Source organism: Methylobacter sp. (assembly GCF_030680395.1).
Classification (GTDB): Bacteria; Pseudomonadota; Gammaproteobacteria; order Methylococcales; family Methylomonadaceae; genus Methylobacter_A.
This window is the reverse complement of sequence record NZ_JAUXVR010000030.1, coordinates 1-22,450: the sequence shown is the minus strand read 5'-3', so window position 1 is coordinate 22,450 and position 22,450 is coordinate 1. Positions and strand designations below refer to the sequence as shown.

At 43.6% G+C, this 22,450-nt stretch carries 35 protein-coding genes, 3 tRNA genes and 2 pseudogenes; 35 read left to right on the top strand and 5 right to left on the bottom strand.

Annotation, left to right across the window (positions count from 1 at the left end; genetic code table 11):
• Positions 1 to 34: 34 nt before the first annotated feature.
• The 32 genes from Q8L79_RS13345 (at position 35) to rplQ (ending at position 14,976) form a co-directional block, all read left to right on the top strand.
• Positions 35 to 119, top strand: a tRNA-Tyr gene (locus Q8L79_RS13345).
• 14 nt (positions 120 to 133) lie between these two features.
• Positions 134 to 207 (top strand) — tRNA-Gly (locus tag Q8L79_RS13340).
• Between the two features lie 15 nt (positions 208 to 222).
• Positions 223 to 298, top strand: a tRNA-Thr gene (locus Q8L79_RS13335).
• A complete protein-coding gene (gene tuf, locus Q8L79_RS13330) occupies positions 289 to 1,518 on the top strand; it encodes an elongation factor Tu (protein ID WP_305272049.1) in 1,230 nt (409 codons plus the stop codon). Before Q8L79_RS13335 ends, tuf begins: the two co-directional genes overlap by 10 nt.
• A gap of 5 nt (positions 1,519 to 1,523) precedes the next feature.
• Positions 1,524 to 1,835 carry a 30S ribosomal protein S10 gene (rpsJ, locus tag Q8L79_RS13325; RefSeq protein WP_305272047.1) on the top strand — a complete coding sequence of 104 codons (312 nt, stop codon included), beginning with the start codon at positions 1,524 to 1,526 and terminating at the stop codon, positions 1,833 to 1,835.
• A gap of 19 nt (positions 1,836 to 1,854) precedes the next feature.
• Positions 1,855 to 2,505 (top strand): 50S ribosomal protein L3, encoded by a 651-nt coding sequence (rplC, locus tag Q8L79_RS13320; RefSeq protein ID WP_006890489.1) that lies wholly within the window; start codon positions 1,855 to 1,857, stop codon positions 2,503 to 2,505.
• A gap of 3 nt (positions 2,506 to 2,508) precedes the next feature.
• Positions 2,509 to 3,129 (top strand): 50S ribosomal protein L4, encoded by a 621-nt coding sequence (rplD, locus tag Q8L79_RS13315; RefSeq protein WP_305272043.1) that lies wholly within the window; start codon positions 2,509 to 2,511, stop codon positions 3,127 to 3,129.
• A complete protein-coding gene (gene rplW, locus Q8L79_RS13310; protein ID WP_305272041.1) occupies positions 3,126 to 3,425 on the top strand; it encodes a 50S ribosomal protein L23 in 300 nt (99 codons plus the stop codon). The genes rplD and rplW overlap by 4 nt, the downstream gene beginning before the upstream one ends.
• Positions 3,426 to 3,466: 41 nt before the next feature.
• On the top strand, positions 3,467 to 4,294 hold the full coding sequence (gene rplB / locus Q8L79_RS13305) for a 50S ribosomal protein L2 (RefSeq protein WP_006890486.1): 828 nt from the start codon (positions 3,467 to 3,469) through the stop codon (positions 4,292 to 4,294).
• A 12-nt stretch (positions 4,295 to 4,306) separates the two neighbouring features.
• The gene (rpsS, locus tag Q8L79_RS13300) at positions 4,307 to 4,579 is read left to right on the top strand and encodes a 30S ribosomal protein S19 (protein WP_006890485.1); all 273 of its coding nucleotides are present in this window, start codon (positions 4,307 to 4,309) and stop codon (positions 4,577 to 4,579) included.
• Between the two features lie 8 nt (positions 4,580 to 4,587).
• Positions 4,588 to 4,923, top strand: a complete 336-nt coding sequence (gene rplV, locus Q8L79_RS13295) for a 50S ribosomal protein L22 (RefSeq protein WP_104422825.1) — start codon at positions 4,588 to 4,590, stop codon at positions 4,921 to 4,923.
• A 9-nt stretch (positions 4,924 to 4,932) separates the two neighbouring features.
• A complete protein-coding gene (rpsC, locus tag Q8L79_RS13290; RefSeq protein ID WP_305272035.1) occupies positions 4,933 to 5,604 on the top strand; it encodes a 30S ribosomal protein S3 in 672 nt (223 codons plus the stop codon).
• Positions 5,605 to 5,621: 17 nt separating this feature from the next.
• Entirely contained in the window at positions 5,622 to 6,035 is a 414-nt protein-coding gene (gene rplP / locus Q8L79_RS13285) for a 50S ribosomal protein L16 (protein WP_006890482.1), read from the top strand.
• Positions 6,035 to 6,226, top strand: a complete 192-nt coding sequence (rpmC, locus tag Q8L79_RS13280) for a 50S ribosomal protein L29 (protein WP_006890481.1) — start codon at positions 6,035 to 6,037, stop codon at positions 6,224 to 6,226. The genes rplP and rpmC overlap by 1 nt, the downstream gene beginning before the upstream one ends.
• A gap of 1 nt (position 6,227) precedes the next feature.
• On the top strand, positions 6,228 to 6,491 hold the full coding sequence (rpsQ, locus tag Q8L79_RS13275) for a 30S ribosomal protein S17 (RefSeq protein ID WP_027148065.1): 264 nt from the start codon (positions 6,228 to 6,230) through the stop codon (positions 6,489 to 6,491).
• A gap of 42 nt (positions 6,492 to 6,533) precedes the next feature.
• Positions 6,534 to 6,902 carry a 50S ribosomal protein L14 gene (gene rplN / locus Q8L79_RS13270; protein ID WP_006890479.1) on the top strand — a complete coding sequence of 123 codons (369 nt, stop codon included), beginning with the start codon at positions 6,534 to 6,536 and terminating at the stop codon, positions 6,900 to 6,902.
• A 14-nt stretch (positions 6,903 to 6,916) separates the two neighbouring features.
• On the top strand, positions 6,917 to 7,234 hold the full coding sequence (rplX, locus tag Q8L79_RS13265) for a 50S ribosomal protein L24 (RefSeq protein ID WP_006890478.1): 318 nt from the start codon (positions 6,917 to 6,919) through the stop codon (positions 7,232 to 7,234).
• Between the two features lie 15 nt (positions 7,235 to 7,249).
• Positions 7,250 to 7,789: a 50S ribosomal protein L5 gene (gene rplE, locus Q8L79_RS13260; RefSeq protein ID WP_305272029.1), complete on the top strand. Its 540-nt coding sequence runs from the start codon at positions 7,250 to 7,252 to the stop codon at positions 7,787 to 7,789.
• A 13-nt stretch (positions 7,790 to 7,802) separates the two neighbouring features.
• Positions 7,803 to 8,108, top strand: a complete 306-nt coding sequence (gene rpsN, locus Q8L79_RS13255; protein ID WP_305272027.1) for a 30S ribosomal protein S14 — start codon at positions 7,803 to 7,805, stop codon at positions 8,106 to 8,108.
• Between the two features lie 33 nt (positions 8,109 to 8,141).
• On the top strand, positions 8,142 to 8,537 hold the full coding sequence (gene rpsH, locus Q8L79_RS13250; protein WP_305272025.1) for a 30S ribosomal protein S8: 396 nt from the start codon (positions 8,142 to 8,144) through the stop codon (positions 8,535 to 8,537).
• 15 nt (positions 8,538 to 8,552) lie between these two features.
• The gene (gene rplF, locus Q8L79_RS13245) at positions 8,553 to 9,086 is read left to right on the top strand and encodes a 50S ribosomal protein L6 (protein WP_027148064.1); all 534 of its coding nucleotides are present in this window, start codon (positions 8,553 to 8,555) and stop codon (positions 9,084 to 9,086) included.
• A gap of 9 nt (positions 9,087 to 9,095) precedes the next feature.
• On the top strand, positions 9,096 to 9,449 hold the full coding sequence (gene rplR / locus Q8L79_RS13240; RefSeq protein WP_006890473.1) for a 50S ribosomal protein L18: 354 nt from the start codon (positions 9,096 to 9,098) through the stop codon (positions 9,447 to 9,449).
• Between the two features lie 9 nt (positions 9,450 to 9,458).
• Entirely contained in the window at positions 9,459 to 9,965 is a 507-nt protein-coding gene (rpsE, locus tag Q8L79_RS13235; RefSeq protein WP_006890472.1) for a 30S ribosomal protein S5, read from the top strand.
• Between the two features lie 5 nt (positions 9,966 to 9,970).
• Complete coding sequence (rpmD, locus tag Q8L79_RS13230) at positions 9,971 to 10,156, top strand: 50S ribosomal protein L30 (protein ID WP_305272020.1); 186 nt, start codon at positions 9,971 to 9,973, stop codon at positions 10,154 to 10,156.
• Positions 10,156 to 10,590, top strand: a complete 435-nt coding sequence (gene rplO / locus Q8L79_RS13225) for a 50S ribosomal protein L15 (RefSeq protein ID WP_305272018.1) — start codon at positions 10,156 to 10,158, stop codon at positions 10,588 to 10,590. The genes rpmD and rplO overlap by 1 nt, the downstream gene beginning before the upstream one ends.
• Complete coding sequence (secY, locus tag Q8L79_RS13220; RefSeq protein ID WP_305272016.1) at positions 10,591 to 11,913, top strand: preprotein translocase subunit SecY; 1,323 nt, start codon at positions 10,591 to 10,593, stop codon at positions 11,911 to 11,913.
• 32 nt (positions 11,914 to 11,945) lie between these two features.
• Positions 11,946 to 12,059, top strand: coding sequence for a 50S ribosomal protein L36 (rpmJ, locus tag Q8L79_RS13215; protein ID WP_081466878.1), 114 nt, complete (start codon positions 11,946 to 11,948; stop codon positions 12,057 to 12,059).
• Positions 12,060 to 12,136: 77 nt separating this feature from the next.
• Entirely contained in the window at positions 12,137 to 12,493 is a 357-nt protein-coding gene (gene rpsM / locus Q8L79_RS13210) for a 30S ribosomal protein S13 (RefSeq protein WP_006890468.1), read from the top strand.
• Positions 12,494 to 12,519: 26 nt separating this feature from the next.
• On the top strand, positions 12,520 to 12,906 hold the full coding sequence (gene rpsK, locus Q8L79_RS13205; RefSeq protein ID WP_006890467.1) for a 30S ribosomal protein S11: 387 nt from the start codon (positions 12,520 to 12,522) through the stop codon (positions 12,904 to 12,906).
• Positions 12,907 to 12,925: 19 nt separating this feature from the next.
• On the top strand, positions 12,926 to 13,546 hold the full coding sequence (rpsD, locus tag Q8L79_RS13200; protein WP_305272009.1) for a 30S ribosomal protein S4: 621 nt from the start codon (positions 12,926 to 12,928) through the stop codon (positions 13,544 to 13,546).
• A gap of 21 nt (positions 13,547 to 13,567) precedes the next feature.
• A complete protein-coding gene (gene rpoA / locus Q8L79_RS13195) occupies positions 13,568 to 14,581 on the top strand; it encodes a DNA-directed RNA polymerase subunit alpha (RefSeq protein WP_305272007.1) in 1,014 nt (337 codons plus the stop codon).
• A gap of 17 nt (positions 14,582 to 14,598) precedes the next feature.
• Positions 14,599 to 14,976, top strand: a complete 378-nt coding sequence (gene rplQ, locus Q8L79_RS13190) for a 50S ribosomal protein L17 (RefSeq protein ID WP_305272005.1) — start codon at positions 14,599 to 14,601, stop codon at positions 14,974 to 14,976.
• A 588-nt stretch (positions 14,977 to 15,564) separates the two neighbouring features.
• Here rplQ and Q8L79_RS13180 read toward each other — a convergent pair.
• Both Q8L79_RS13180 and Q8L79_RS13175 read right to left on the bottom strand, forming a co-directional pair.
• A pseudogene (locus Q8L79_RS13180) lies at positions 15,565 to 15,780 on the bottom strand (transposase); the annotation flags it as partial.
• A gap of 37 nt (positions 15,781 to 15,817) precedes the next feature.
• A complete protein-coding gene (locus Q8L79_RS13175; protein WP_370869969.1) occupies positions 15,818 to 16,087 on the bottom strand; it encodes a hypothetical protein in 270 nt (89 codons plus the stop codon).
• A gap of 176 nt (positions 16,088 to 16,263) precedes the next feature.
• On the opposite strand from Q8L79_RS13175, the gene tnpB reads away from it, so the two are divergent.
• Entirely contained in the window at positions 16,264 to 16,845 is a 582-nt protein-coding gene (gene tnpB / locus Q8L79_RS13170) for an IS66 family insertion sequence element accessory protein TnpB (RefSeq protein WP_305272003.1), read from the top strand.
• A gap of 401 nt (positions 16,846 to 17,246) precedes the next feature.
• Entirely contained in the window at positions 17,247 to 17,555 is a 309-nt protein-coding gene (locus tag Q8L79_RS13165; RefSeq protein ID WP_305272000.1) for a transposase, read from the top strand.
• Positions 17,556 to 18,129: 574 nt separating this feature from the next.
• On the opposite strand, the gene Q8L79_RS13160 is transcribed toward Q8L79_RS13165, so the two are convergent.
• The 3 genes and pseudogenes from Q8L79_RS13160 to istA form a co-directional block, all read right to left on the bottom strand.
• Positions 18,130 to 18,948 (bottom strand): IS3 family transposase, encoded by an 819-nt coding sequence (locus Q8L79_RS13160; RefSeq protein ID WP_370869968.1) that lies wholly within the window; start codon positions 18,946 to 18,948, stop codon positions 18,130 to 18,132.
• Between the two features lie 81 nt (positions 18,949 to 19,029).
• Entirely contained in the window at positions 19,030 to 19,785 is a 756-nt protein-coding gene (gene istB, locus Q8L79_RS13155) for an IS21-like element helper ATPase IstB (protein WP_305271998.1), read from the bottom strand.
• Between the two features lie 102 nt (positions 19,786 to 19,887).
• Positions 19,888 to 21,479, bottom strand: a pseudogene (istA, locus tag Q8L79_RS13150) (IS21 family transposase).
• Positions 21,480 to 22,100: 621 nt separating this feature from the next.
• Between istA and Q8L79_RS13145 the strand changes: the two are divergent.
• On the top strand, positions 22,101 to 22,376 hold the full coding sequence (locus Q8L79_RS13145) for a hypothetical protein (protein WP_305271996.1): 276 nt from the start codon (positions 22,101 to 22,103) through the stop codon (positions 22,374 to 22,376).
• The last annotated feature ends 74 nt before the right edge of the window (positions 22,377 to 22,450 follow it).

The following is a 22,450-nucleotide window of genomic DNA, read 5'->3' as shown; positions in this document are numbered from 1 at the left end:
GGTATAAAAGATAATGACCGACTTACCCGATATAGGAGGGGTTCCCGAGCGGCCAAAGTGATCAGACTGTAAATCTGCCGGCTCTGCCTTCGGAGGTTCGAATCCTCCCCCCTCCACCATCTTTATATAAACTGCGGGTGTAGTTCAATGGTAGAACTCCAGCCTTCCAAGCTGATCACGTGGGTTCGATTCCCATCACCCGCTCCATGTTTCTGAGATTATGCTCATATAGCTCAGTAGGTAGAGCACTTCCTTGGTAAGGAAGAGGTCACCGGTTCAAATCCGGTTATGAGCTCCAGTTGCAAAGTCGATAGTTCAGGTATTTTCAGGGCCAAAGATAAAGTTTCACGTAGCAAGCCACATGTCAACGTAGGCACAATCGGTCACGTCGATCACGGTAAAACGACACTAACGGCTGCTTTAACAACAGTAATGGCTAAGTTGCACGGTGGTGCGGTCAAGGCTTTCGACCAGATAGATAATGCGCCTGAAGAGCGTGCGCGTGGTATTACCATTGCTACGTCCCATGTGGAATATGAATCTGCGGTACGCCACTATGCCCACGTTGATTGCCCTGGCCATGCTGACTATGTAAAAAACATGATTACCGGCGCGGCGCAAATGGATGGCGCAATCCTGGTTTGTTCGGCTGCTGACGGCCCCATGCCGCAAACCAGGGAACATATCTTGCTGTCAAGACAGGTTGGCGTCCCTTATATAGTGGTGTTCCTGAATAAAGCCGATATGGTCGACGATGAAGAGTTGATCGAGCTGGTGGAAATGGAAATCCGGGAATTGCTGGATATGTACGAATTTCCAGGCGACGACACGCCTATTATTAAAGGTTCGGCATTGCTTGCGTTGCAAGGTGATGAAAGTGAAATCGGCATGCCCTCGGTAGTCAAATTGGTTGAGGCGCTGGACAGTTACATTCCCTTACCGGAAAGGGCTGTGGACGGCAGCTTCCTGATGCCTATTGAAGACGTGTTTTCAATCTCAGGCCGTGGCACCGTAGTGACTGGCCGTATTGAACGCGGCATCATTAAAGTGGGTCAAGAAGTTGAAATTGTTGGCATCAGGCCAACGGTGACCACCACGGTGACTGGCGTTGAAATGTTTCGCAAGTTGCTGGATCAGGGTGAGGCAGGCGATAACGTCGGCTTGCTGTTAAGAGGCACGAAAAGAGATGATGTTGAGCGCGGACAAGTTTTGGCTCACAAAAATACCATCAAGCCACACGCCCACTTCAATGCAGAAATTTATGTCCTGTCAAAAGAAGAAGGTGGTCGTCATACGCCGTTCTTTGATGGCTACCGTCCACAGTTCTATTTCAGGACTACGGACGTAACCGGTGCGGTGAAATTGCCTGAAGGCGTGGAAATGGTAATGCCCGGCGATAATATCGCAGTTACCGTAAAATTAATCTCACCGATTGCGATGGAAGATGGTCTGCGTTTTGCAATTCGTGAAGGTGGGCGTACCGTCGGTGCCGGTGTTGTTGCATCAATAATCGAGTAATAAATATGGCTAACCAAACTATCAGAATCCGTTTGAAATCATTTGATCATAAATTGATTGATCAATCGGCTGGTGAGATAGTAGAAACAGCAAGAAGAACGGGTGCTCAAGTTAAAGGTCCTATTCCATTGCCTACTAAAAAAGAGCGTTTCACTATTTTGATTTCTCCGCATGTGAATAAAGATGCGAGAGATCAATATGAATTGAGAACGTATAAAAGATTATTGGATATCGTTGAACCAACAGAAAAAACCGTAGATGCATTGATGAAGTTGGATCTTGCAGCTGGTGTTGATGTTCAAATAAAATTGAATTAAGAAGCAGGGGAATTGGCAGATGTCAATAGGTCTTATAGGTCGTAAATGTGGTATGACCAGAGTTTTTTGTGAAGATGGTTCGTCAGTACCAGTTACTGTACTCCAGATTGACTCAAACAGAGTTACTCAGGTTAAAGGTATTGAGGTTGATGGGTATCGTTCGATTCAAGTTGCAGCGGGCGATAAAAAATCTTCTAGAGTCAATAAGGCAATGGCTGGTCATTACGCAGCAGCTAATGTGACGGCTGGACGTGGCCTGTGGGAGTTTAGGCTCGAAGATGGTGAAGGTGAGGATTTATCTGTTGGCTCTCAATTATCTTTAGATGTCTTTTCTGCTGGTCAAGTTGTTGATGTTCAGGGTAAAAGTATTGGTAAAGGTTTTGCCGGTGGTATAAAGCGTCACAATTTTAGTATGCAAGATGCAACACATGGTAACTCACGCTCACATAGAGTTTTGGGTTCTATTGGTATGTGTCAAACTCCTGGTCGTGTATTTAAAGGCAAGAAAATGGAGGGTCATATGGGGGCTGAAAAAGTTACAGTTCAGAATTTGACTATTCATTCAATTGATACGGCAAGAAATTTAATTTTAGTAAAAGGCGCTGTGCCTGGTGCTAAAGGCGGTGATGTAGTCATTACACCTGCTATGAAAATGCGAAATAAAGGTTAAGCTATGAGTTTGCAAATACCTGCTTTAAACGAACAAGACTCTTCTGGAAGCGTAGAAGTGACTGAGGCTATTTTTGGACAGTCATTTAATGAAACTTTGGTTCACCAATTGGTTGTTAGACATCTGGCAGGTGCTCGTGCCGGAACTAAAGCGCAGAAGACGCGCTCTGATGTGAGCGGTGGCGGTGCAAAACCATGGAGACAAAAAGGAACTGGTCGAGCAAGATCTGGTACAACACGTAGTCCGGTATGGAGGACGGGTGGTGTTGCTTTTGCTGCAAGACCAAGAAATTACGAGCAAAAGCTAAATAAAAAGATGTTTCGAGTTGGTGTTCGGTCAATTTTGTCTGAGTTGCTTAGGCAAAATAGGTTGGTGGTTAGTAATGACATTTTACCTTCCAGTCCAAAAACCAAAGAATTAAATGCAAGAATAAAAAATATTGACGCAAAGCGCATTCTAATTGTTGTTGAGAGTGTGGATGCAAATTTAGCTTTGGCGTCAAGGAACATACCTTATGTAGAAGTGATTGAGGCGATTAATTTAAGCCCTGTACTATTGGTCTCGGCCGATAAAGTTATTGCTACACCTGGTGCGTTGAAGCAAATAGAGGAGCGCTTGGCGTGAGTTTAAATAAATACCACTTAGCAGGTGTGCTACAAGCTCCGATTGTATCTGAGAAGAGCACTATTGCTGCAGAAAAAAATAATCGATTTGTTTTTAAAGTGCAAAAACAAGCAACTAAAAAACAAGTAAAAAGTGCAGTGGAACTAATGTTTAGCGTTGAAGTTGATTCGGTTCAAGTTTTAAACGTTAAAGGCAAACAGAAAAGATTTGGCGGCTCATTGGGACAGCGATCTGATTGGAAAAAGGCTTATGTAAAACTAAAGCCCGGTCATGATATAGATTTCTCTGCTGCTTAATAATTTAAGTTTTAAAAGATCAATAGGAAACGGTAGAAAGCATGGCTATTGTAAAGTCTAAACCGACGTCACCGGGTTCACGGTTTGTAGTGCGGATCAAAAATGATGATTTGCATAAAGGCAAGCCATATGCGCCTTTGCTTAGTAAAAAGAGCAAAAGTGGCGGGCGTAATAATAATGGGCGTATAACAACACGCCATATAGGTGGTGGTCATAAGCAGCACTACCGGATCATTGATTTTAAAAGAAATAAAGTCGATATTCCTGCTGTTGTTGAGCGTCTGGAATATGACCCAAACAGAACTGCAAATATCGCTTTGATATTATTTAAAGATGGTGAACGGAAATACATTATTGCCCCTAAGGGCCTTGAAGTTGGGCAGGAAGTTCTTTCTTCGGAAACTACGGCTATTAAGCCGGGTAACTGTATGCCATTGAGAAATATACCAATGGGTACGACGGTTCATTGCGTGGAATTGAAGCCGGGCAAAGGTGCTCAAGTTGCGCGAAGTGCCGGTACATCTGTACAATTGGTAGCTAAAGATGGCGCTCATGCAACCCTTAGATTACGATCTGGTGAAATGCGTAAAGTTATGGCTGATTGTCGCGCCGTAATTGGCGAGGTTTCAAATTCAGAACATAGCTTGATATCTCTTGGAAAAGCTGGTGCTTCAAGATGGCGAGGTGTTCGACCTACTGTACGTGGTGTTGTAATGAATCCGGTTGACCATCCGCATGGTGGTGGTGAAGGTCGTACATCTGGCGGTAGACATCCGGTATCACCCTGGGGTATGCCAACCAAAGGCTATAAAACCAGAAATAACAAGCGTACTGATAATATGATTATCAGGCGTCGTAAGCTTAAATAGAGAGGAATTAGCGTGCCGCGTTCAATTAAAAAAGGTCCTTTTATTGATCATCATCTGCTGAAAAAAGTTGAAGATGCTGTAAGTACTAATAATCGGAAACCGATTAAAACATGGTCAAGAAGATCAATGATTATTCCTGATATGCTGGGTTTGACTATAGCAATACATAATGGACGCCTGCACATACCTGTTCTGATTTCTGAGAATATGGTCGGGCATAAATTAGGTGAGTTTTCGCCAACTCGTACATATAAAGGCCACGTGGCTGATAAGAAATCTAGATAGGTTGTGTTATGGAAGTTTCAGCAAAATTAAAAAATGCTCCGCTATCTGCGCAGAAGGCGCGGTTAGTAGGTGATCAGATTCGTGGTATGCCCGTTGAAAAAGCGTTGAACACATTGAAGTTCAGCTCCAAAAAAGCTGCTGCGATTATCAAAAAAATTCTTGAATCTGCTATCGCTAATGCGGAACATAATGAAAGCGCAGATATTGACGAATTAAAAGTGTCGACCGTTTATGTAAATGAGGGGGCGACCATGAAAAGATTCAAGGCAAGAGCTAAAGGACGTGCAAATCATATCCTTAAAAGAACCTGCCATATTACAGTTAAAGTCGCAGAATACGAGTAGGGGCAGAAAATGGGTCAAAAGGTACATCCAACAGGTATACGCCTTGGAATTGTAAAAGATTGGAATTCAAGATGGTATGCGAATAGTCAGGATTATTCTGTTTTCCTGCACCAAGACTTGACAGTCAGGGACTATATCAAGAAAAAATTAGCTCATGCTTCTGTAAGCCGTATTCAGATTAACCGTCCACCTAATAATGCGCATATTACAATACATACAGCAAGACCAGGTATTGTAATAGGTAAAAAGGGCGAAGATATCGAGGCATTAAGACAAGCAGTGTCGAAGATAATGGGCATTCCTGTTCAGCTTAATGTTGAAGAGATTAGAAAGCCTGAGCTAGATGCTCAGTTAGTTGCTGAAGGTGTTGCTCAGCAACTTGAAAAAAGAATTATGTATCGTCGAGCAATGAAGCGCGCTGTAACCAATACAATGCGATTAGGTGCTGAGGGTATAAAGATCAATGTTGGTGGCCGGTTAAACGGCGCCGAAATTGCTCGAAGCGAATGGTATAGAGAGGGGCGAGTTCCTCTGCATACATTACGGGCAGACATTGATTACGCAACCGCTGAAGCACATACTACCTACGGAATTATCGGCATTAAGGTGTGGATATTCAAAGGTGAGGTATTCGATATGGATGCGCATATAGCATCTATTAATTCAGAATCTAAAAAATAGTTGAAGGGATAGAGAAAATGCTTCAACCTAAAAGAACTAAGTTCCGTAAACAACATAAAGGCAGAAATAACGGTACTGCCGTACGTGGCTCATCAGTAAGTTTTGGTGATTTTGGCCTTAAATCAGTCGAGCGTGGCAGACTTACTGCTCGTCAAATTGAATCGGCACGTAGAACTATTACCCGGCATGTCAAGCGTGGCGGTAAAATATGGATTAGAATTTTCCCGGACAAGCCGATTACCAAAAAACCATTAGAAGTTCGTATGGGAAAAGGAAAAGGTAGTGTAGAATACTGGGTTGCTCAGGTTAAGCCTGGAACTATGTTGTATGAAATACAGGGTGTTTCTGAGGAGTTGGCTCGTGAAGCATTCGCTTTAGGTGCTGCCAAGTTACCTTTGAAAACACTTTTTACTGCTCGGACAATAATGTAATGAAAGTAAGTGAATTACGCCAAAAATCTAAAGACGAATTAGGGTCAATGTTGCTCGAATTATCGCGTGAACAATTTAATCTTAAAATGCAAAAAGGTACAGGTCAGTTGTCTAAACCGGATCAAGTAAAAAAGGTTAGGCGCGATGTGGCACGTATCCATACCATATTAAACGAAATGGCGAGCGCATAAAATGAGTGAAAATGTAGCTAAGTTGAGGACGATCACTGGTCGGGTTGTTAGTAATAAAATGAACAAAACCATTACAGTTTTGGTTGAGCGAGTTGTAAAGCATCCTGTTTACGGTAAATACATTAAGCGTTCAACTAAAATGATGGCTCATGATGAACAGAATATATGCCATGAAGGCGACGTAGTATCCATTACATCATGCAGACCTATGTCTAAGAATAAAACCTTCATGTTGGTTCAGGTCTTAGAAAGCGCCAACAAATAGCATTATTAGGCTATTTAATAAACAGATAATTAGGAATAAATCATGATTCAGATGCAAACTAACCTTGACGTCGCCGATAATAGCGGTGCAAAAAGGGTCATGTGTATCAAAGTATTGGGTGGGTCTCATAGGCGCTATGCAGGCATTGGTGATATTATCAAAGTCAGTATTAAAGACGCTATACCACGCGGAAGAGTTAAAAAAGGCGAAGTTTATAACGCATTGGTTGTTAGGACTCGTAAAGGCGTTCGCAGGCCGGATGGTTCAGTAATTCGCTTCGATGGTAACGCAGCAGTTATTCTGAATAATAATTTACAGCCACTTGGTACACGCATTTTTGGCCCTGTAACACGTGAGCTCAGAGGCGAGAGATTTATGAAGATCATCTCGTTGGCTCCTGAAGTTTTATAAGGTAGGGTTTAAAAATGCAAAGAATTAAACAAGGCGATGAAGTTATCGTTCGTACCGGTAAGGATAAAGGTAAGAGTGGTAGAGTAAGCAAGGTTTTAAAGGATAATAAGGTTTTGGTTGAGGGAATCAACCAGGTTAAAAAAAATCAAAAACCAAATCCAAATGCTGGGGTTTCAGGTGGAATTATTGTCAAGGATATGCCGATCAATATTTCCAATATAGGATTATATAATCCTGAGACCAAGAAAGCGGATCGTGTCGGCTTTAAGTTTCTAGAAGATGGAAAAAAAGTCAGATATTTTAAGTCAACAAATGAAGTTGTTGATGTATAGGTGTAGATAAAAATCATGGCTAGACTAGAAACCGTATATAAAGAAAAAATCCTTCCAGCATTAGTAGAGCAGTTTTCTTATAATTCTGTAATGCAGGCGCCGCGAATTACAAAAATAACACTCAATATGGGTGTTGGCGGTGCCGTTGCTGATAAAAAGGTCCTGCAATCCGCAGTTAGCGACATGGAAAAGATTTCCGGTCAAAAGCCGGTCGTTACGCTGGCAAGAAAATCAATCGCGGGTTTTAAAATTCGTGACGATATGCCTATAGGTTGCAAAGTTACTTTGCGTAGCGATAGGATGTATGAATTTTTAGATCGTTTAATAAGTATTTCTATTCCTCGAATCCGCGATTTTAGAGGATTGAGCCCTAAAAGCTTTGATGGGCGTGGTAATTATTCTATGGGTGTTAAAGAGCAAATCATTTTCCCGGAAATTGATTATGACAAAATTGACACGTTGCGCGGCATGGATATAACTATCACAACAACAGCTCAAACTAATGAAGAAGGTTTGGCTTTGTTGAAGCTTTTTAATTTTCCATTTAAGAACTAAAGGGCAATTTAAAATGGCAAAAAAATCAATGATTGCGCGAGAAGACAAGCGTAAAAAATTAGTACAAAAATATGATGTGAAACGTAAATCTTTGAAAGAAATTATCAGGGATCCGAGTGCCGCATTTGAAGATAAAGAATCTGCTCATTTACAACTTCAAAAACTACCGAGAGACTCTAGTGCGTCAAGAGTTCGTAATCGTTGTAATTTAACCGGACGTCCGCATGGTTATTACCGTAAGTTTGGCCTTAGTCGAAATAAGCTAAGAGAAGCGACAATGCGTGGCGATGTGCCAGGCTTGGTAAAGGCAAGTTGGTAAGATCTTTTAGATCAAGTTTAGAGAGATTATAAGATGAGTATGACAGACCCAGTCGCAGATATGCTGACCCGAATCAGAAACGGTCAATCTGCTGGCAAAAAGATCGTTAAGCAGCCTTCGTCAAAATTGAAAGTGTCTATTGCCAAGGTGTTAAAAGAAGAAGGTTTTATAACAGGTTATTCCATGGAAACAATCGGCAGTCATACAGAAATGACTATTGAGTTGAAGTACTATAAGGGAACTCCTGTAATTGAAAATATTAAAAGAATTAGTAAACCTGGTTTACGTATTTATAAATCTAAGGATGAATTGCCAAAAGTTCTTGGCGGGCTAGGAATTGCTATTGTATCAACATCAAATGGTGTTATGACCGATAGAGCTGCTCGTTCAATTGGACATGGCGGTGAAGTCATTTGTACTGTTTGTTAAAGTGTAGGTCAGGTTATGTCAAGAATTGCTAAGGCTCCAGTAATTATCCCAAGTGGAGTGGATATAAAGCTAGAGGGTAATAATGTGACTGTAAAAGGAAGCAATGGTCAATTATCTTATGATATTAATTCAGCTGTTAGCTTAGGTATTACGGATAACGTAATCCAGGTTCAGTGGGATAAAGATGATAAAAAAGCTACTGCTCAAGCTGGAACGGCTAGAGCAATCGTAAGCAACATGGTTATTGGTGTATCCGCAGGATTCGAAAAGAAACTAACTTTGATTGGTGTGGGCTATAGAGCGCAGGCTAAAGGAAACATACTTAATCTAGCCCTTGGTTTTTCCCATCCAGTTGATTTTGAAGTTCCGGCAGGGGTTTTAGTTGAAACGCCTAGTCAGACTGAAATATTGATTAAAGGGAGCGACAAGCAATTGGTAGGTGAGGTTGCTGCGAAAATTAGAGCATACCGTCCACCTGAGCCATATAAAGGTAAAGGTGTCAGATACGCTGACGAACATGTCGCAAGAAAAGAAGCTAAGAAGAAGTAAGGTAGCGAAATGGATAAGAAACAAGCTCGTATGAAGCGCGCATTAAAATTGCGTAGCAAAATTAAGAAATTAAGCACAACACGATTGTCAATTCACAAAACTTCGCAACATATTTACGCTCAAGTTATTAGTGCTGATGGAACGACAACGTTAGCAAGTGCATCAACAACTCAAGCTGAAATTAAATCGACATTAAAAAATACTGGAAATGTGATTGCTGCAGCTGAGGTAGGAAAATTTATTGCGCAAAAGGCAATTGCTGCTGGGGTTTCCGAGGTTGCTTTTGATCGTTCAGGATTTAAATATCATGGTCGCGTTAAGGCATTGGCTGATGCGGCACGTGAAGCCGGTTTGAAATTTTAGGGGAATAAAATGTCTACAGCACCTTCTCAGGTTAGTGCAGATGGTTTGCAAGAAAAGTTAGTTAATGTAAGGCGTGTTGCAAAGGTTGTAAAAGGCGGTAGGGTTTTTGGCTTCACAGCACTAACAGTAGTTGGTGATGGCGAGGGCAGGGTTGGGTATGGTGTTAGTAAGGCTCGAGAAGTGCCTATTGCAATCCAAAAGTCTTTAGAGCAAGCGCGTAAAAATATGCGTAAAGTTTCTTTAAAAGGTGACACCTTACAATATCCTATTATGAATACAACTGGAGCGGCTAAAGTTTATATGCAGCCCGCTTCAGAAGGTACAGGCATTATTGCTGGTGGAGCAATGAGGGCAGTATTTGAAGTAGTTGGAGTACATAACGTATTAGCTAAATGCATCGGAACTAGTAATCCTATTAATGTTGTTAGAGCAACTATTAATGGTCTTACTGGAATGCACAGTGCTAACCAAATAGCTGCAAAACGCGGCTTATCAGTTGAACAGATTATTGGGTAGTGGCAATGGCTGGCAATAAAATAAGTGTTACGATGATAAAAAGCAGATTTGGGCGTTTACCGCGTCACCAAGCCTGTTTAAAAGGTTTAGGTTTGCGCAAAATCAACCAGACGGTCGTGGTGGTCAATACGCCTGAAAACCGAGGTATGATAAATAAAGTATCGTACATGCTAAAATTTGAGGAAGTGTAATGTTTTTAAATACAATCCGTTCAAGTGAAGGGGCTCGAAAGAAATCTAAGAGGGTTGGTCGAGGCATTGGCTGTACACTTGGTAAGACTTGTGGAAGAGGTCATAAGGGGCAAAAGGCTCGTAGTGGTGGTTTTCATAAGGTTGGTTTTGAGGGTGGTCAAATGCCCTTGCAGCGTCGCTTACCAAAGATCGGCTTTACTTCATTAATTAGTAAATATTCAGCCGAGGTTAGGCTAAATGAGCTTGAGGGTTTAAATGCTGACATAATTGACCTTAAGATGCTGATTGACGCTAATATCGTTCCGGCATTTACAAAAAAAGCTAAAATAATAAAGTCTGGTATATTAAGTAAGGCTGTTACAATCAAAGGAATTAAAGTAACTGGTGGAGCCAAAGAATCTATTGAAGCTGCTGGCGGCAAAGTAGAGGTTTAAGTGAGTACATCAAGAGCGCAGGTATCTGGGAAGGTCGGCGGTTTTTCAGAGCTTAAAGCTAGGTTGCTTTTTGTTTTGGGAGCTTTTTTTGTATACAGAGTCGGTGCCCATATTCCTGTGCCTGGAATAGATCCTAAGGCACTTGCAGTTATGTTTGAGCAACAAAGCGGATCAATCTTGGATATGTTCAACATGTTCTCGGGTGGTGCTTTAATGCGTTTAAGCTTGTTTGCATTAGGCATAATGCCTTATATTTCAGCATCAATTATTATGCAATTGATGACGGTTGTTATTCCTGCAATGGAGCAGATGAAAAAAGAGGGTGAGTCGGGTCGACGTAAGATTTCACAGTATACTCGATTTGGCACCGTTGTTTTAGCAACTTTTCAAGCGATTGGTATTTCGTTAGCATTGCAAAATCAAACTGCTGGTGGTCTTTCCGTGGTTTTGAGTCCAGGCATAAGTTTTATCGTTATTACAACGGTTACTTTGGTTACGGGCACTATTTTCTTGATGTGGTTGGGTGAGCAAGTTACTGAGAGGGGAATTGGCAATGGCATTTCTCTTATCATATTTGCAGGTATAGTTTCTGGATTGCCAAAAGCAATTGGTGGTACTTTGGAGTTGGCAAGAACCGGTGAAATGAATGGGGCATTTATTATTTTATTATTTTTGTTGTCAATTTCCGTAACTGCGCTGGTTGTTTTTGTTGAAAGAGGGCAGAGAAGGATTCTTATTAATTACCCAAAAAGACAGCAAGGCCGTAAGATGTATGCGGGGCAAAGTAGTTTTTTACCCTTAAAGCTTAATATGGCTGGTGTAATACCACCTATCTTCGCATCCAGTATAATTTTATTTCCAGCGACTATTGCCGGATGGTTTGGAAATAGCGAGGGTTTTTCTTGGCTGCAGGATGTGGCTACCATGTTGTCTCCCGGTCAGCCTGTTTATGTTATTTTTTATGCAACAGCTATTATTTTCTTTTGTTTTTTTTACACCGCTTTGGTGTTTAATTCAAAAGAAACTGCTGACAATTTAAAGAAATCGGGTGCATTTTTGCCCGGAATAAGACCAGGCCTTCAAACAAGTTCTTATATTGATAAAGTGATGACCCGACTAACATTAATTGGTGCATTTTATATTACACTTGTGTGTTTATTGCCTGAGTTTTTGATTGTTTACTGGAATGTTCCGTTTTATTTTGGAGGAACGTCTTTATTAATTATTGTAGTGGTTGTAATGGATTTCATTTCGCAGATGCAAACTCATGTTATGTCCCAGCAGTATGATGGTTTAATGAAAAAAGCCAATCTAAAAAAATAAATTATTGCACAAGAGCAATCTAGGAGTTAATTGTGAAAGTTCGTGCCTCTGTAAAAAAAATTTGTAGAAAATGTAAAGTTGTAAAAAGAAATGGTGTTGTCAGGGTTATCTGTGAAGACGGAAAACATAAGCAACGACAAGGATAATAATTGTTGCGCCATAATTTATAGAATGCTATAATTTGGCGCTTAACTTTAGAGCACTATCAAGTGGGAGTATCTAGATGGCACGTATTGCCGGGATAAATATACCAGATCATAAACATGCAGTGATTGCTTTGACTGCTATTTATGGTGTGGGTCGTCAAACTGCAAGTGAAATTTGTGTTGAAGTGGGTATAACGCCTTCGATTAAAATAAAAGAACTGACTGAAGAGCAATTGGAAGCCATTCGTAATGTGGTTTCGAAGATGACAGTGGAAGGTGATCTGCGTCGTGAAGTTTCTATGAATATCAAGCGTTTGATGGATCTGGGTTGCTATCGCGGAATAAGACATCGTAGAGGATTGCCTTTAAGAGGGCAGAGAACGAGAACTAATGCTCGTACTCGAAAAGGCCCGCGTAAGGCAATTAGAAAATAAGATATTCCTTTAAGAGGTTGAAGTAAATGGCGAGTCAAAATCGTTCTAGAAAACGTATAAAAAAAGAAGTTGCAGACGGCATAGTGCATGTTCATGCTTCTTTTAATAATACAATTATAACTATCACAGATAGAAAAGGTAATGCTCTTTCTTGGGCAACATCAGGGGGCTCAGGTTTTCGTGGGTCCAGAAAAAGCACGCCATTTGCCGCGCAGGTTGCGGCTGAAAAGGCGGGTTCTGTTGCTTTGGAATTTGGTATGAAAAATCTTGACGTTATGATTAAGGGTCCTGGTCCAGGTCGAGAATCTGCAGTGCGTTCTCTGAATAATTTGGGATTCAAAATAAATAATATTGTTGATGTGACGCCGATTCCTCATAATGGTTGTCGTCCGCCGAAAAAACGCCGCGTATAAAAATCTGGAGTAGTTTGTTATGGCAAGATATCTTGGGCCTACCTGTAAATTAAGTCGAAGAGAAGGCACTGATCTGTTTTTAAAAAGCAGAGGAAAGTCTTTAGAAAATAAGTGTAAATTGGATCAGCGCCCTGGTCAGCATGGCACGAAGCGCGCAAGAAGTTCAGATTATGCTATTCAGTTGAGAGCTAAGCAGCGCTTACGCAGAATATACGGTATTTTAGAAAAACAATTCAGAAATTACTATAAATCGGCAGATTTAAAGAAAGGTGCAACAGGTCAGAATTTGTTGAATCTTTTGGAGTCAAGATTAGATAACGTTGTATATCGTATGGGTTTTGCTTCTACTCGGGCAGAAGCTCGTCAGTTGGTCAGTCACAAATCTATCCAAGTGAATAACGTTTTAATTAACGTCCCTTCTTATCAGGTTTCTCCAGGTGATGTTCTTACCGTTAGAGAGAAGGCGAAAAAGCAACAAAGAATTGTTGATGCTTTAATTGTAACTGAGCAGTATGGATTCCCTTCTTGGGTTGACGTTAATTCTAAAGCAATGTCCGGTACTTTTAGCTCTCTGCCAGATCGTGTGGATTTGGGTAGTGATATAAATGAGCAGTTGGTAGTTGAGCTTTACTCTAAATAATCGTAGTTTTGAGGGATATAAATGCAGAATTCTATTTCTGGCTTGCTGAAGCCTCGATTAGTTGAGGTTATAAGCAAAACACCTAATCATTCTAAGATTGTTATTGAACCTCTTGAAAGAGGATTTGGTCATTCTATTGGTAATGCATTGCGCCGGGTGTTGTTGTCTACAATTCCTGGTTGCGCAGTTACAGATGTTGAAATTGAAGGCGTTCTTCATGAGTACACCACTATAGAAGGTGTTCAAGAAGATGTGATTGATATTTTGCTTAATCTTAAAAAGTTAGCTGTTGTGCTTCATTCTAAAGATGAAGTCGAACTTACTCTTTCAAAGCATGGGGCAGGTTGTGTTACCGCTGCTGATATTATACTTCCGCATGATGTGGAAATTATTAATCCTGATTTGATAATAGCTAATCTAACACAGGTTGGCGTTTTAAATATGAAGATCAGAGTGCGTCGTGGAAGAGGTTATGAACCTGTAAGTGTTCGTAAATCAAATTCTGAACATAGCCTTGTTGTTGGTGCGCTTCAGCTTGATGCCTCATATAGCCCGATTGTCAAAGTTGCTTATCAAGTTGAAAGTACTCGTGTTGAGCAGCGAACTAATTTAGACAAATTAATAATCGAACTGGAAACAAATGGAACAGTTGATCCAGAAGAAACTATTAAGCTTGCCGCCACAATACTTCATGATCAATTATCTGTTTTTGTTGACTTTGAAAAAGTAAATGATCAACTTGCAGAGGAAGAGGTTGAGGTCGAAGAAATATTTGATCCTGTTCTTCTTCGTCCCGTAGACGATCTTGAGTTAACAGTACGTTCTGCTAATTGCTTAAAAGCTGAGAATATTTTTTATATTGGAGACTTAATTCAACGTACCGAAGTTGAATTATTAAAAACTCCAAATCTTGGCAAAAAATCTTTAACAGAAATAAAAGACATTCTTGCTTTAAAAGGTTTATCTTTGGGTATGCGCTTGGAAAATTGGCCTCCTGAAAACCTTGCAGATCAAACTCACGCAATAACACATTAACATTAGGTCTTCTTACAATGAGACATCGTAAATCCGGAAGGAAATTCAATATAAATAGCAGTCATCGTAAGGCGCTATTTAGCAACATGGTTAGTTCACTATTTAAACATGAATTAATTAAAACAACTTTACCAAAAGCGAAAGAATTAAGAAGTTATGCTGAGCCTTTAATTACTTTGTCTAAAGAAGATAGTGTAGCTAAAAGGCGTCTTGCTTTCTCTCGGTTACGTGATCGTGATGTAGTGACTAAACTTTTTAATGAGTTAGGTCCTCGCTACAAGAATAGAGCCGGTGGATATTTACGTATTATGAAGTGCGGATTCAGACCTGGTGATGATGCTCCCATGGCGTATGTCGAGCTTGTTGATAGACCCGTTGCTGTGATAGAAGATTAATTCGTTTTTATTATAGCGCACAAAAAATATTTTTACTTATTATCAGCCCCTAAAACCTGAAATCTTACGTTTATGATTAGGGGCTAAATTTATAAAATTCCAAATCTATTTTTAAATGGCGTATTTAGCTCCGAAGCGCAATCCTGCGGCATCTTGCTCCCGCTCAGCAAAAAACATCTCATCAGGTGTTTTAAAACTAAGAACATATCCATAAATAGTATTGCTCTTATTTTTCCGCTTTATTTTTGATAAGACGATGAAGAAGCGGCCAGTATAGTATTAGCAAGCCGAGATATCTCCGATCCATTTTTTCATACCGACCTAGAGCTTTCTAAACCGGTTAAACCAAGCGTGGCACACTTCAACAACGCACCGTCTAAAGCTAGGGATCTTATCTTTTCTTCAATCTCTTCGCTCTGCGGCGGACATGTAGAATATAGCTCCTTTCTTCAGTCTCGCGCTTGGCCGTTTCATCGACATAGCCGGCTCAAGATAAAGGTTTTTCTTGGGAAAGTCCTCGCTGGGATGGCCTACGGTCTATCATCAGGCCATCCAACATGGCAGCGAGTAGCTTAGAGCATTTATTCTTTAGTTAGAAACATAGCCCGAATTGTTAAAATAATTCATGCATTCGTCGTCGTGGAACTGATCCATGATTTGGCCGATCGCCTGCCAAAGTTTGTCGACATTTCGTTCAGTTGCCTTGCGTAACAACGCCTTCAGCTTGGCAAACACATGTTCAATCGGATTCAGATCGAGACTATAAGGCGGCAAGTATTTAAGCGTCGCGCCCCTGGCTTCAATCAGTAAAATGGACCCCATTGTCCAGACAAAAAATACCTTAATTTAAGATAGGGCTCTGTTCACACTCCAGCTGAATGACGCTGTCCCAGTTTTGCTGTACGGGGTCTGATTTCTCATCCGCACCCTTAAATTTATCCAGAATCTTTGCCCCACCGCCAATGGCCGTTTTATAAACGTCAGCTGGTGTTTTGTTATCCAGCGATTGATGCCAGCGTTCCTGATTATAGAATTGGAAGTATTGCGTCAATCCGATCAACAAATCCAGCATGTTGCTGTGTTGCTTTAAATATACTTCTTCATACTTCACCGTAAGCGTCCAACCGAGCTATCTATCTTGAATGAACAAAATCGAACATCCTTAGGTTTTTTGACGAGGATAAGCGATGGCGTTATCAACCGGTTGGATCGTAAGCGGCCATCCGCACCATATTTCATGACCCAGTAACAACCATTATCCTCTGCATTTTTTAAAGAGGATACAACATGGCCTTATCAGCCCATTGGAAAGCCCATATCAACGCTTGGCAAAGCAGTGGTTTGTCGCAATCGTCTTACTGTCGACAGCACCAACTCACCTACAGCACATTTTCAGCACGGCTGTGTGAGTTCAGGGTGCAGGCTAAAACCTCGCCACCGGCACCCTCTGTATTGCTGCCGATTCATGTGCAAGCGCCCCCTCTCGCCGGAGGCCAGCTTAGTTCTGCACCATGCCAGAGGCCATCGACTGGAATTGCCCGCGGGTGTGTCCGCATCTTGGCTGGCGGAGTTATGGCGATGTCTGGGCTAATAGAAGCACCGGCGCAAATCTGGTTGGCCGTGGCGCCGGTCGATATGCGTCGTGGCATCGATGGGTTATCGTCGATTGTGCAGCAAGCGATAGGGCATTCACCGTGCGCGGGGTCGGCCTTTGTGTTTCATAATTGCTCTGGCAATCGCTTGAAGGTGTTGCTGTGGGATGGCAATGGCGTGTGGTTGTGTCAACGTCGTTTGCATCAGTGCCATTTTGTCTGGCCCAAGGCGACGGATGTGTGCTTTTCGATGACGCCGTCCAGTGGTAGTGGTTGATTCCACCGGCGGTGATTGATGGCGGCATGGCGGCCGTGGGTTTGCTGAACTGGGTGATGATCAGTAAATATCGGAACCATCTTCCCCTCTATCGCTTGGAATAAATCGTGGCCCGCGACCACGTCATTTTGCCTCGGGCAACATTAGCCGAGTGGATTGGGCGCGTCGGTGTGGTGCTACAGCCGCTGGTGAATCGTCGGACTTGGCACTTGCGGTGCATGCCGACGAAACGCCGGTGGCGAAACTAGACCTAGGGCAGCGGCAAACGCCGCAAAGCCTACCTGTGGGCATCGTAGCAACGATCTCGCTGACGATGGAACTCGACTGATCGTCTTCGACTACCAACAGGGCGTCGTGGTGAGCATGCCCGCCAGTTTTTGAGCGCGTGGAAAGGTCATCTGATGGTCGATGATTATGCCGGCTATAAAACTCTGTTCGCGAGCAATGGCCATAAGGAAACCTGTATCGAACCCGCCTGTCTGGCCCATGCGCGTCGAAAGTTCTTCGACTTGCATGGAGCCAATCAAAGCCCGATAGCCTGGGAAGCGTTGCAACGTATCGGCGCATTGTACGCCATCGAAGCGAAAGGCAAAGAACTGGGCATGATGCGCGGCAGCAGTTGCGTAGGGAAAAAAGCCTGCCCCAACTTCATGCTTTCCATGACAGGCTCATACAGACCCGTGTCTTCACCGCCAACGGCGGCGCTATGATTACACCATAAAGCGCTGGCCCGGCCTGATTCGCTATGCAAAAACAGGATATCTGCCGATCGACAACAACCCCGAGTGTGGCAGCAATCAAATTGCCAAGTCCGGTCGCACAGGGCAAGGGAAGGGACGCCATGTTATCGATGCTGGGATGAAGCGTGTTCAATCAAGACTTTCCTTCTTGATTATCGCTATAAGGCCTATAGGCTTGGCGTCAAACGCTAAGTCGTGGCGATGGCGATCAATACAGCGGCATTCGTGATAGGAGGGCGGATATTAATAAAAACACCGTCTTCAGTATGTTAAAAAAGCAAACCTTGCCGACACAGGTAACCCCTATAGTGAATACCCTGACTGTCATCAGATGACAGGGAGGTCAGGTTGGAAGCTTGCTGTGGAAGCGGAAAGGGACAAACAGTGTCCCTCTATCGGCAAGAAATTCGAGCAGCGTTGGCTGTAGTATGCGACTGATCATGTGACCGGCGTCATACTGGCCACTATTTTTGGTAAGCGCAAAGATAAAGTCTTCAAGTAACCCGGAAATTGTCAATGTAGTTGTCGCCTCGACGGTTAAAACTTACGCTGCTTTTTTGTTTTGAATAAGTCCCTCCTTGGTATCACCTTCTTTTGCTTCGGCCTTATCAGGATTCAGATGAACTGCTTGGATTCTTTGCCAATTCCGTGTGCTTCCACTCCAGCGTTGCGGATGTTTAGCGCGAGCAGCCCTGTAGACGGCTTTACGGTTATCCAGAAGGTTTTCATCCAAACCTTCATGACGTTGTCCCGGGGTGACAAACCGGATAGCGCTGTGGCGATGTTCGTTGTTGTACCATTCCACCAGCTCCGTGACCCATTGACGTGCTTCTGTGACATCGGCGAATGGCCTTAACGGATAGTTAGGGCGATATTTCAAGGTCTTAAACAACGATTCTGAATAAGGATTATCGTTACTCACCGACGGCCGACTAATGGAAGGCATGACACCGAGCTGCTGCAAGGTCGCCAGCATAGACGATCCCTTCATTGGACTGCCGTTATCAGAATGCAGCGTAAGCTGTTGAAACTGAATATTTTCACGATGACATAGATCGCGTAACAGTTCGCCAGCCAAGGCGCTGTTTTCTTCTTCATACACTTGCCAACCGACGATCTTTCGGCTGAAAATATCAACAAATAGATACAGATAGAAGAACTGTCCGCGGATAAGCGATGGCAGATAGGTAATGTCCCAGCTATAGAGCTGGTCAGGTGCTGTAGCACAGACTGCACGCGGTTTGGTACGTGTTTGCGCAGGACGTTCGCTACGCCGATGGGTAAGCTGTTTTTGCTCTCGCAGTAGGCGATAGAAAGTTGATTCGGAAGCCAGATAGCTGCCTTGATCGGCTAGTCGTGGCACGTGCGTATTCTGATTAATTTGAACACCAATTCTGGTCGAACTTGAACACCTAAAACCTAACGCATCGGTGGAAGTGAATTTTTACCCTAAGTGTTCAACTTGGGTCAAGGAATTCATTTTTTTTCGCATCGATTCTCCTTGTAAATTGATTCGGTGCGCGTTGTGCATCAGCCGGTCTAAAATGGCGTCGGCTAAGGTATTATCACCAATCGCTTCATACCATTGTTCTGTCGGCAATTGGCTGATAATGATGGTTGCTGACTGCTCATAACGGTCATCCATAATTTCCATCAAGTCATTTCGAGTGGCGGAACTCAAAGGCTCCAGTCCCCAATCATCAATAATCAGCACATCCAGACCGGCTATCGCTTTTAGCAATTTACTGTAGCTGCCATCGGCCTTGGCTTGTGTTAAGGCGAGGACTAGGCGCGGAAGCCGGTAATATCTGACGCTGTAGCCTTTCAGACAGGCTTGATGACCGAGTGCACAAGCGATATAGGTTTTGCCGGTGCCGCAGGGGCCGGTCAGCAACAAGTTCTGGGCTTTCTTGAGCCAGTCACACATCAGCAACGACGCCATTTGCGACTGCTGTATACCTCTACCGCTCTGATAATCTATATCTTTGGCGTGTGCCTTAAGCTTGAATTGCGCAGCGCGTGTCAATCGATCCTGTTTGCGTTGATTACGCTCCTGGTCTTCGTGATCGACTAATAATTGCAGGCGCTCGGCAAAGGCTAAACCTTCATACGTACCTGGTTGGTCCAGTTGGGTTTGCAACGCAGAAGCCATGCCGTTTAATTTCAGTTGACGTAGTTGGCTGAGGGTAGTTTCAATCATGGTAATGTCCGGTATTTGGATTTTAAAAGAAAATGTGAGCATTCAGGGTCTTCAACATCAAGATGATGCAGGCCGTGTTTGCTCAACTCTTGGAGTTAAGGGTTAGTGGAAACTCTTGGCACCCCGGATGTTTTCATGGTCTTGAGGCAATAACGAAAGCTGTACAGGAGAGGTTTCAGGCAGCTTATCCCGGTTGCTTTGTAAAATGGCTTTGACGTTTTTCAATTTGAACAAGGATTCTTTGTTGGCGATTCCGCAGGCTTTGTTTAAGCGTTCTGAGGTATAGCTACGGTTGAGGCTTAATAGCCCCAGGCAGATGCGATACGCTTGCTCTGGATGATCCTTACGCTGTAACTGTCCCTTCACCCACACCAGCACCTCAGGTCCTATCGATTGCGCCCAGTTCATTAACCGTCCTGGTGTCCATTGTTGATGCTGGGCATGCTGTTCCGGCATGTGGCCTGGTTCGGTGGTCATGCCGGGATAATATTTTCGGACATGGGTGGCAATGCGTTTGTTATGAAAATAAACTTCAATCAGTTTGTCACCGGCATGTAACTCCACCTGTTCGCCTACGCAGTGATGGGGCACCGAGTAAAGATGCTGGTCGTAGATCAGGTGGTAATCGATATTGACGCGGGCACTTTTAATGTCGGTGTACTGATAGGCGTACTTCGGTAACGGTGTCAGCGCGGGTTGATCTAGCGATTCAAACCACTGTCGACGACTGCCCGGCATTTGCTTGAAGGGTTTTTGATTGAGCTCGGTCAGCAAGGCGCTGATACAGTGATTCAACTCCGCCAACGAGAAGACGGTTTGATGGCGCAGTTTAGCCATAATCCAGCGTTCAACCAGTAAAACACCGGCCTCGGCTTTGGCTTTATCCTTGGGTTTATAGGGCCTGGCAGGCATCACCGCGATCGAGTAATGAGACGCCAACTGCTGATAACTGGGGTTCAGTTCGGGGTCGTAACGACAGGCTTTAGTCACCCCACTTTTTAAATTGTCAGGCACCAGCATCACGGTCGTGCCACCAAAAAACTCAAAACCCCGCACATGACTGCCCAGCCAATCCGGCAGGCTTTGGCTCCAGGTCGCTTCGGCAAAGGTGTAATTGGAAGCGCCCAACACCGCCACAAAGATCTGCGCGGCGCGGATTTCGCCGGTTGACGCGCAGACTACGGGCATCGTGGGGCCGGCATAATCGATAAACATCTTGTCACCGGCACGATGGATCTGCCGCATGGAGCGTTTTTGTTTCTTCCGCCAGTCGGCATAACGGGCGCAGAACTGCGAGTAGCTATAGCAACGGTTCGGATACTGCCGGGTGTATTCCTCGGCAACTGCTCCTGCGTTGCTCTACCTCCTGCATCCATGCAGTCGTCCCAAAGCAACTGCTTGGTCAGGCCCTTTTTCTTCAATTCCATATGAACGTCTGTCCATATCGGCTCTTGGTATTTAGAGGAAGGTCGGGCGTCCGAGCGGGGATAAAACTTCAGGGCTAGAGCTTGATCATCCCAATCCTCCGGTAGCGGCCAAGTTATTTTTAGCTGTTCGGACAGTTTTAAGATGTTTTGAATGCGGCCTACACTGATTTTGGTGCTGGCACTGATCTTCCGAATGCTTAATCCGGCGCTGTAGCTGAGTCGGAGTACTTCTCTTAATTTTCGCATTGCTGTTCTCTTTGCCGACATATTCTTTCCATAAAAGGCGGAAAGGATAGTCTGGTTGGATAAACAATGCGTTAGGCGGGATTCTGGCAATCTGAACAGTCATTCTGGCAACTTGAACACCGATTCTGGAAAAATCCGGAAAAGTGTTCAGCTTGAAACCAGAATCAGTGTTCAACATGAATCGGAATAGGTGTTCAGGTTGGATCAGAATGACTGTTCAGGTTGGGCCAGAGTATGCAGCACGATCTGACTCGGTGGCAGATGGCCGAATTCATCGGAATTGGCGACGGCCAACACCTCGGCACGCTCGATGGCTGTTAGCTTGTGTGGCGGTTGATAGTCACGTAATGGACGTTGATCACAGTGAACCGTTTCACCGGTCTGCCAGCGTTGTAAGGTGCGTTCGCTTAGGCCTACACTTCACAGGCTTTAACTTGGCGTCAATGCTGTTGACTTAAGCAAAACGCCCCTATCTCTGTGGCACGTGTTTTATGTCAATGGTCAACAGAAATGAATACCCCCGTTATCCACAGTTTTTATAGCCAACTCATCGGTCTTTTGTCTGCCTTTTGTCAAACGGTTGGAAAACTGAAAAAGGAACATTTTACTCGGAGCCGCAAACTCCCTCTCTCCAGACTTATTGTGACTCTCCTACATTTAACGGCAAGCGGTTCGCACCATGAAGGCGTGGACATTAAATTAAGCGGTTTTTTCAACCTGTCGCGGCGTGGTGGACTTTGGCCGGAAGCTCAAACACCCCATCGTAGCGCACTGACCAAGGCCCGCAGCAAAGTCAGCTGGGAAACGTTTGCCGAGCTTTTACGTAAAGCCGTTGATTTGGCGTATCAAGCATTCCCGCAACGCGACGAATATACGTGGCGCGGCCTGTCAGTGTTTGCCTTCGACGGCTCCAAATAGTCGCTGCCGGCCACCGCCGAACTCCGCAAGACATTCGATCCGGACAGCGGACTGGACAAGCCGGGCAAGGGCCA

Excerpts from the sequence above, each read along its gene's own strand:
- rpsN (WP_305272027.1), top strand. The coding sequence starts at position 7,803 with ATGGCAAAAAAATCAATGATTGCGCGAGAAGACAAGCGTAAAAAATTA.
- rplX (WP_006890478.1), top strand. The coding sequence starts at position 6,917 with ATGCAAAGAATTAAACAAGGCGATGAAGTTATCGTTCGTACCGGTAAG.
- rplV (WP_104422825.1), top strand. The coding sequence starts at position 4,588 with ATGGAAGTTTCAGCAAAATTAAAAAATGCTCCGCTATCTGCGCAGAAG.
- rpmD (WP_305272020.1), top strand. The coding sequence starts at position 9,971 with ATGGCTGGCAATAAAATAAGTGTTACGATGATAAAAAGCAGATTTGGG.
- Q8L79_RS13165 (WP_305272000.1), top strand. The coding sequence starts at position 17,247 with ATGGTCGATGATTATGCCGGCTATAAAACTCTGTTCGCGAGCAATGGC.
- rplO (WP_305272018.1), top strand. The coding sequence starts at position 10,156 with ATGTTTTTAAATACAATCCGTTCAAGTGAAGGGGCTCGAAAGAAATCT.
- rplF (WP_027148064.1), top strand. The coding sequence starts at position 8,553 with ATGTCAAGAATTGCTAAGGCTCCAGTAATTATCCCAAGTGGAGTGGAT.
- rplP (WP_006890482.1), top strand. The coding sequence starts at position 5,622 with ATGCTTCAACCTAAAAGAACTAAGTTCCGTAAACAACATAAAGGCAGA.
- rplR (WP_006890473.1), top strand. The coding sequence starts at position 9,096 with ATGGATAAGAAACAAGCTCGTATGAAGCGCGCATTAAAATTGCGTAGC.
- rpsD (WP_305272009.1), top strand. The coding sequence starts at position 12,926 with ATGGCAAGATATCTTGGGCCTACCTGTAAATTAAGTCGAAGAGAAGGC.
- tuf (WP_305272049.1), top strand. The coding sequence starts at position 289 with ATGAGCTCCAGTTGCAAAGTCGATAGTTCAGGTATTTTCAGGGCCAAA.
- rpsK (WP_006890467.1), top strand. The coding sequence starts at position 12,520 with ATGGCGAGTCAAAATCGTTCTAGAAAACGTATAAAAAAAGAAGTTGCA.
- rplC (WP_006890489.1), top strand. The coding sequence starts at position 1,855 with ATGTCAATAGGTCTTATAGGTCGTAAATGTGGTATGACCAGAGTTTTT.
- rpsE (WP_006890472.1), top strand. The coding sequence starts at position 9,459 with ATGTCTACAGCACCTTCTCAGGTTAGTGCAGATGGTTTGCAAGAAAAG.
- rplE (WP_305272029.1), top strand. The coding sequence starts at position 7,250 with ATGGCTAGACTAGAAACCGTATATAAAGAAAAAATCCTTCCAGCATTA.
- rpmC (WP_006890481.1), top strand. The coding sequence starts at position 6,035 with ATGAAAGTAAGTGAATTACGCCAAAAATCTAAAGACGAATTAGGGTCA.
- rpsQ (WP_027148065.1), top strand. The coding sequence starts at position 6,228 with ATGAGTGAAAATGTAGCTAAGTTGAGGACGATCACTGGTCGGGTTGTT.
- rpsM (WP_006890468.1), top strand. The coding sequence starts at position 12,137 with ATGGCACGTATTGCCGGGATAAATATACCAGATCATAAACATGCAGTG.
- tnpB (WP_305272003.1), top strand. The coding sequence starts at position 16,264 with ATGGCCTTATCAGCCCATTGGAAAGCCCATATCAACGCTTGGCAAAGC.
- rplQ (WP_305272005.1), top strand. The coding sequence starts at position 14,599 with ATGAGACATCGTAAATCCGGAAGGAAATTCAATATAAATAGCAGTCAT.
- rpsC (WP_305272035.1), top strand. The coding sequence starts at position 4,933 with ATGGGTCAAAAGGTACATCCAACAGGTATACGCCTTGGAATTGTAAAA.
- rplD (WP_305272043.1), top strand. The coding sequence starts at position 2,509 with ATGAGTTTGCAAATACCTGCTTTAAACGAACAAGACTCTTCTGGAAGC.
- rpsH (WP_305272025.1), top strand. The coding sequence starts at position 8,142 with ATGAGTATGACAGACCCAGTCGCAGATATGCTGACCCGAATCAGAAAC.
- rplN (WP_006890479.1), top strand. The coding sequence starts at position 6,534 with ATGATTCAGATGCAAACTAACCTTGACGTCGCCGATAATAGCGGTGCA.
- rpoA (WP_305272007.1), top strand. The coding sequence starts at position 13,568 with ATGCAGAATTCTATTTCTGGCTTGCTGAAGCCTCGATTAGTTGAGGTT.
- istB (WP_305271998.1), bottom strand. The coding sequence starts at position 19,785 with ATGATTGAAACTACCCTCAGCCAACTACGTCAACTGAAATTAAACGGC.
- rplB (WP_006890486.1), top strand. The coding sequence starts at position 3,467 with ATGGCTATTGTAAAGTCTAAACCGACGTCACCGGGTTCACGGTTTGTA.
- rpsJ (WP_305272047.1), top strand. The coding sequence starts at position 1,524 with ATGGCTAACCAAACTATCAGAATCCGTTTGAAATCATTTGATCATAAA.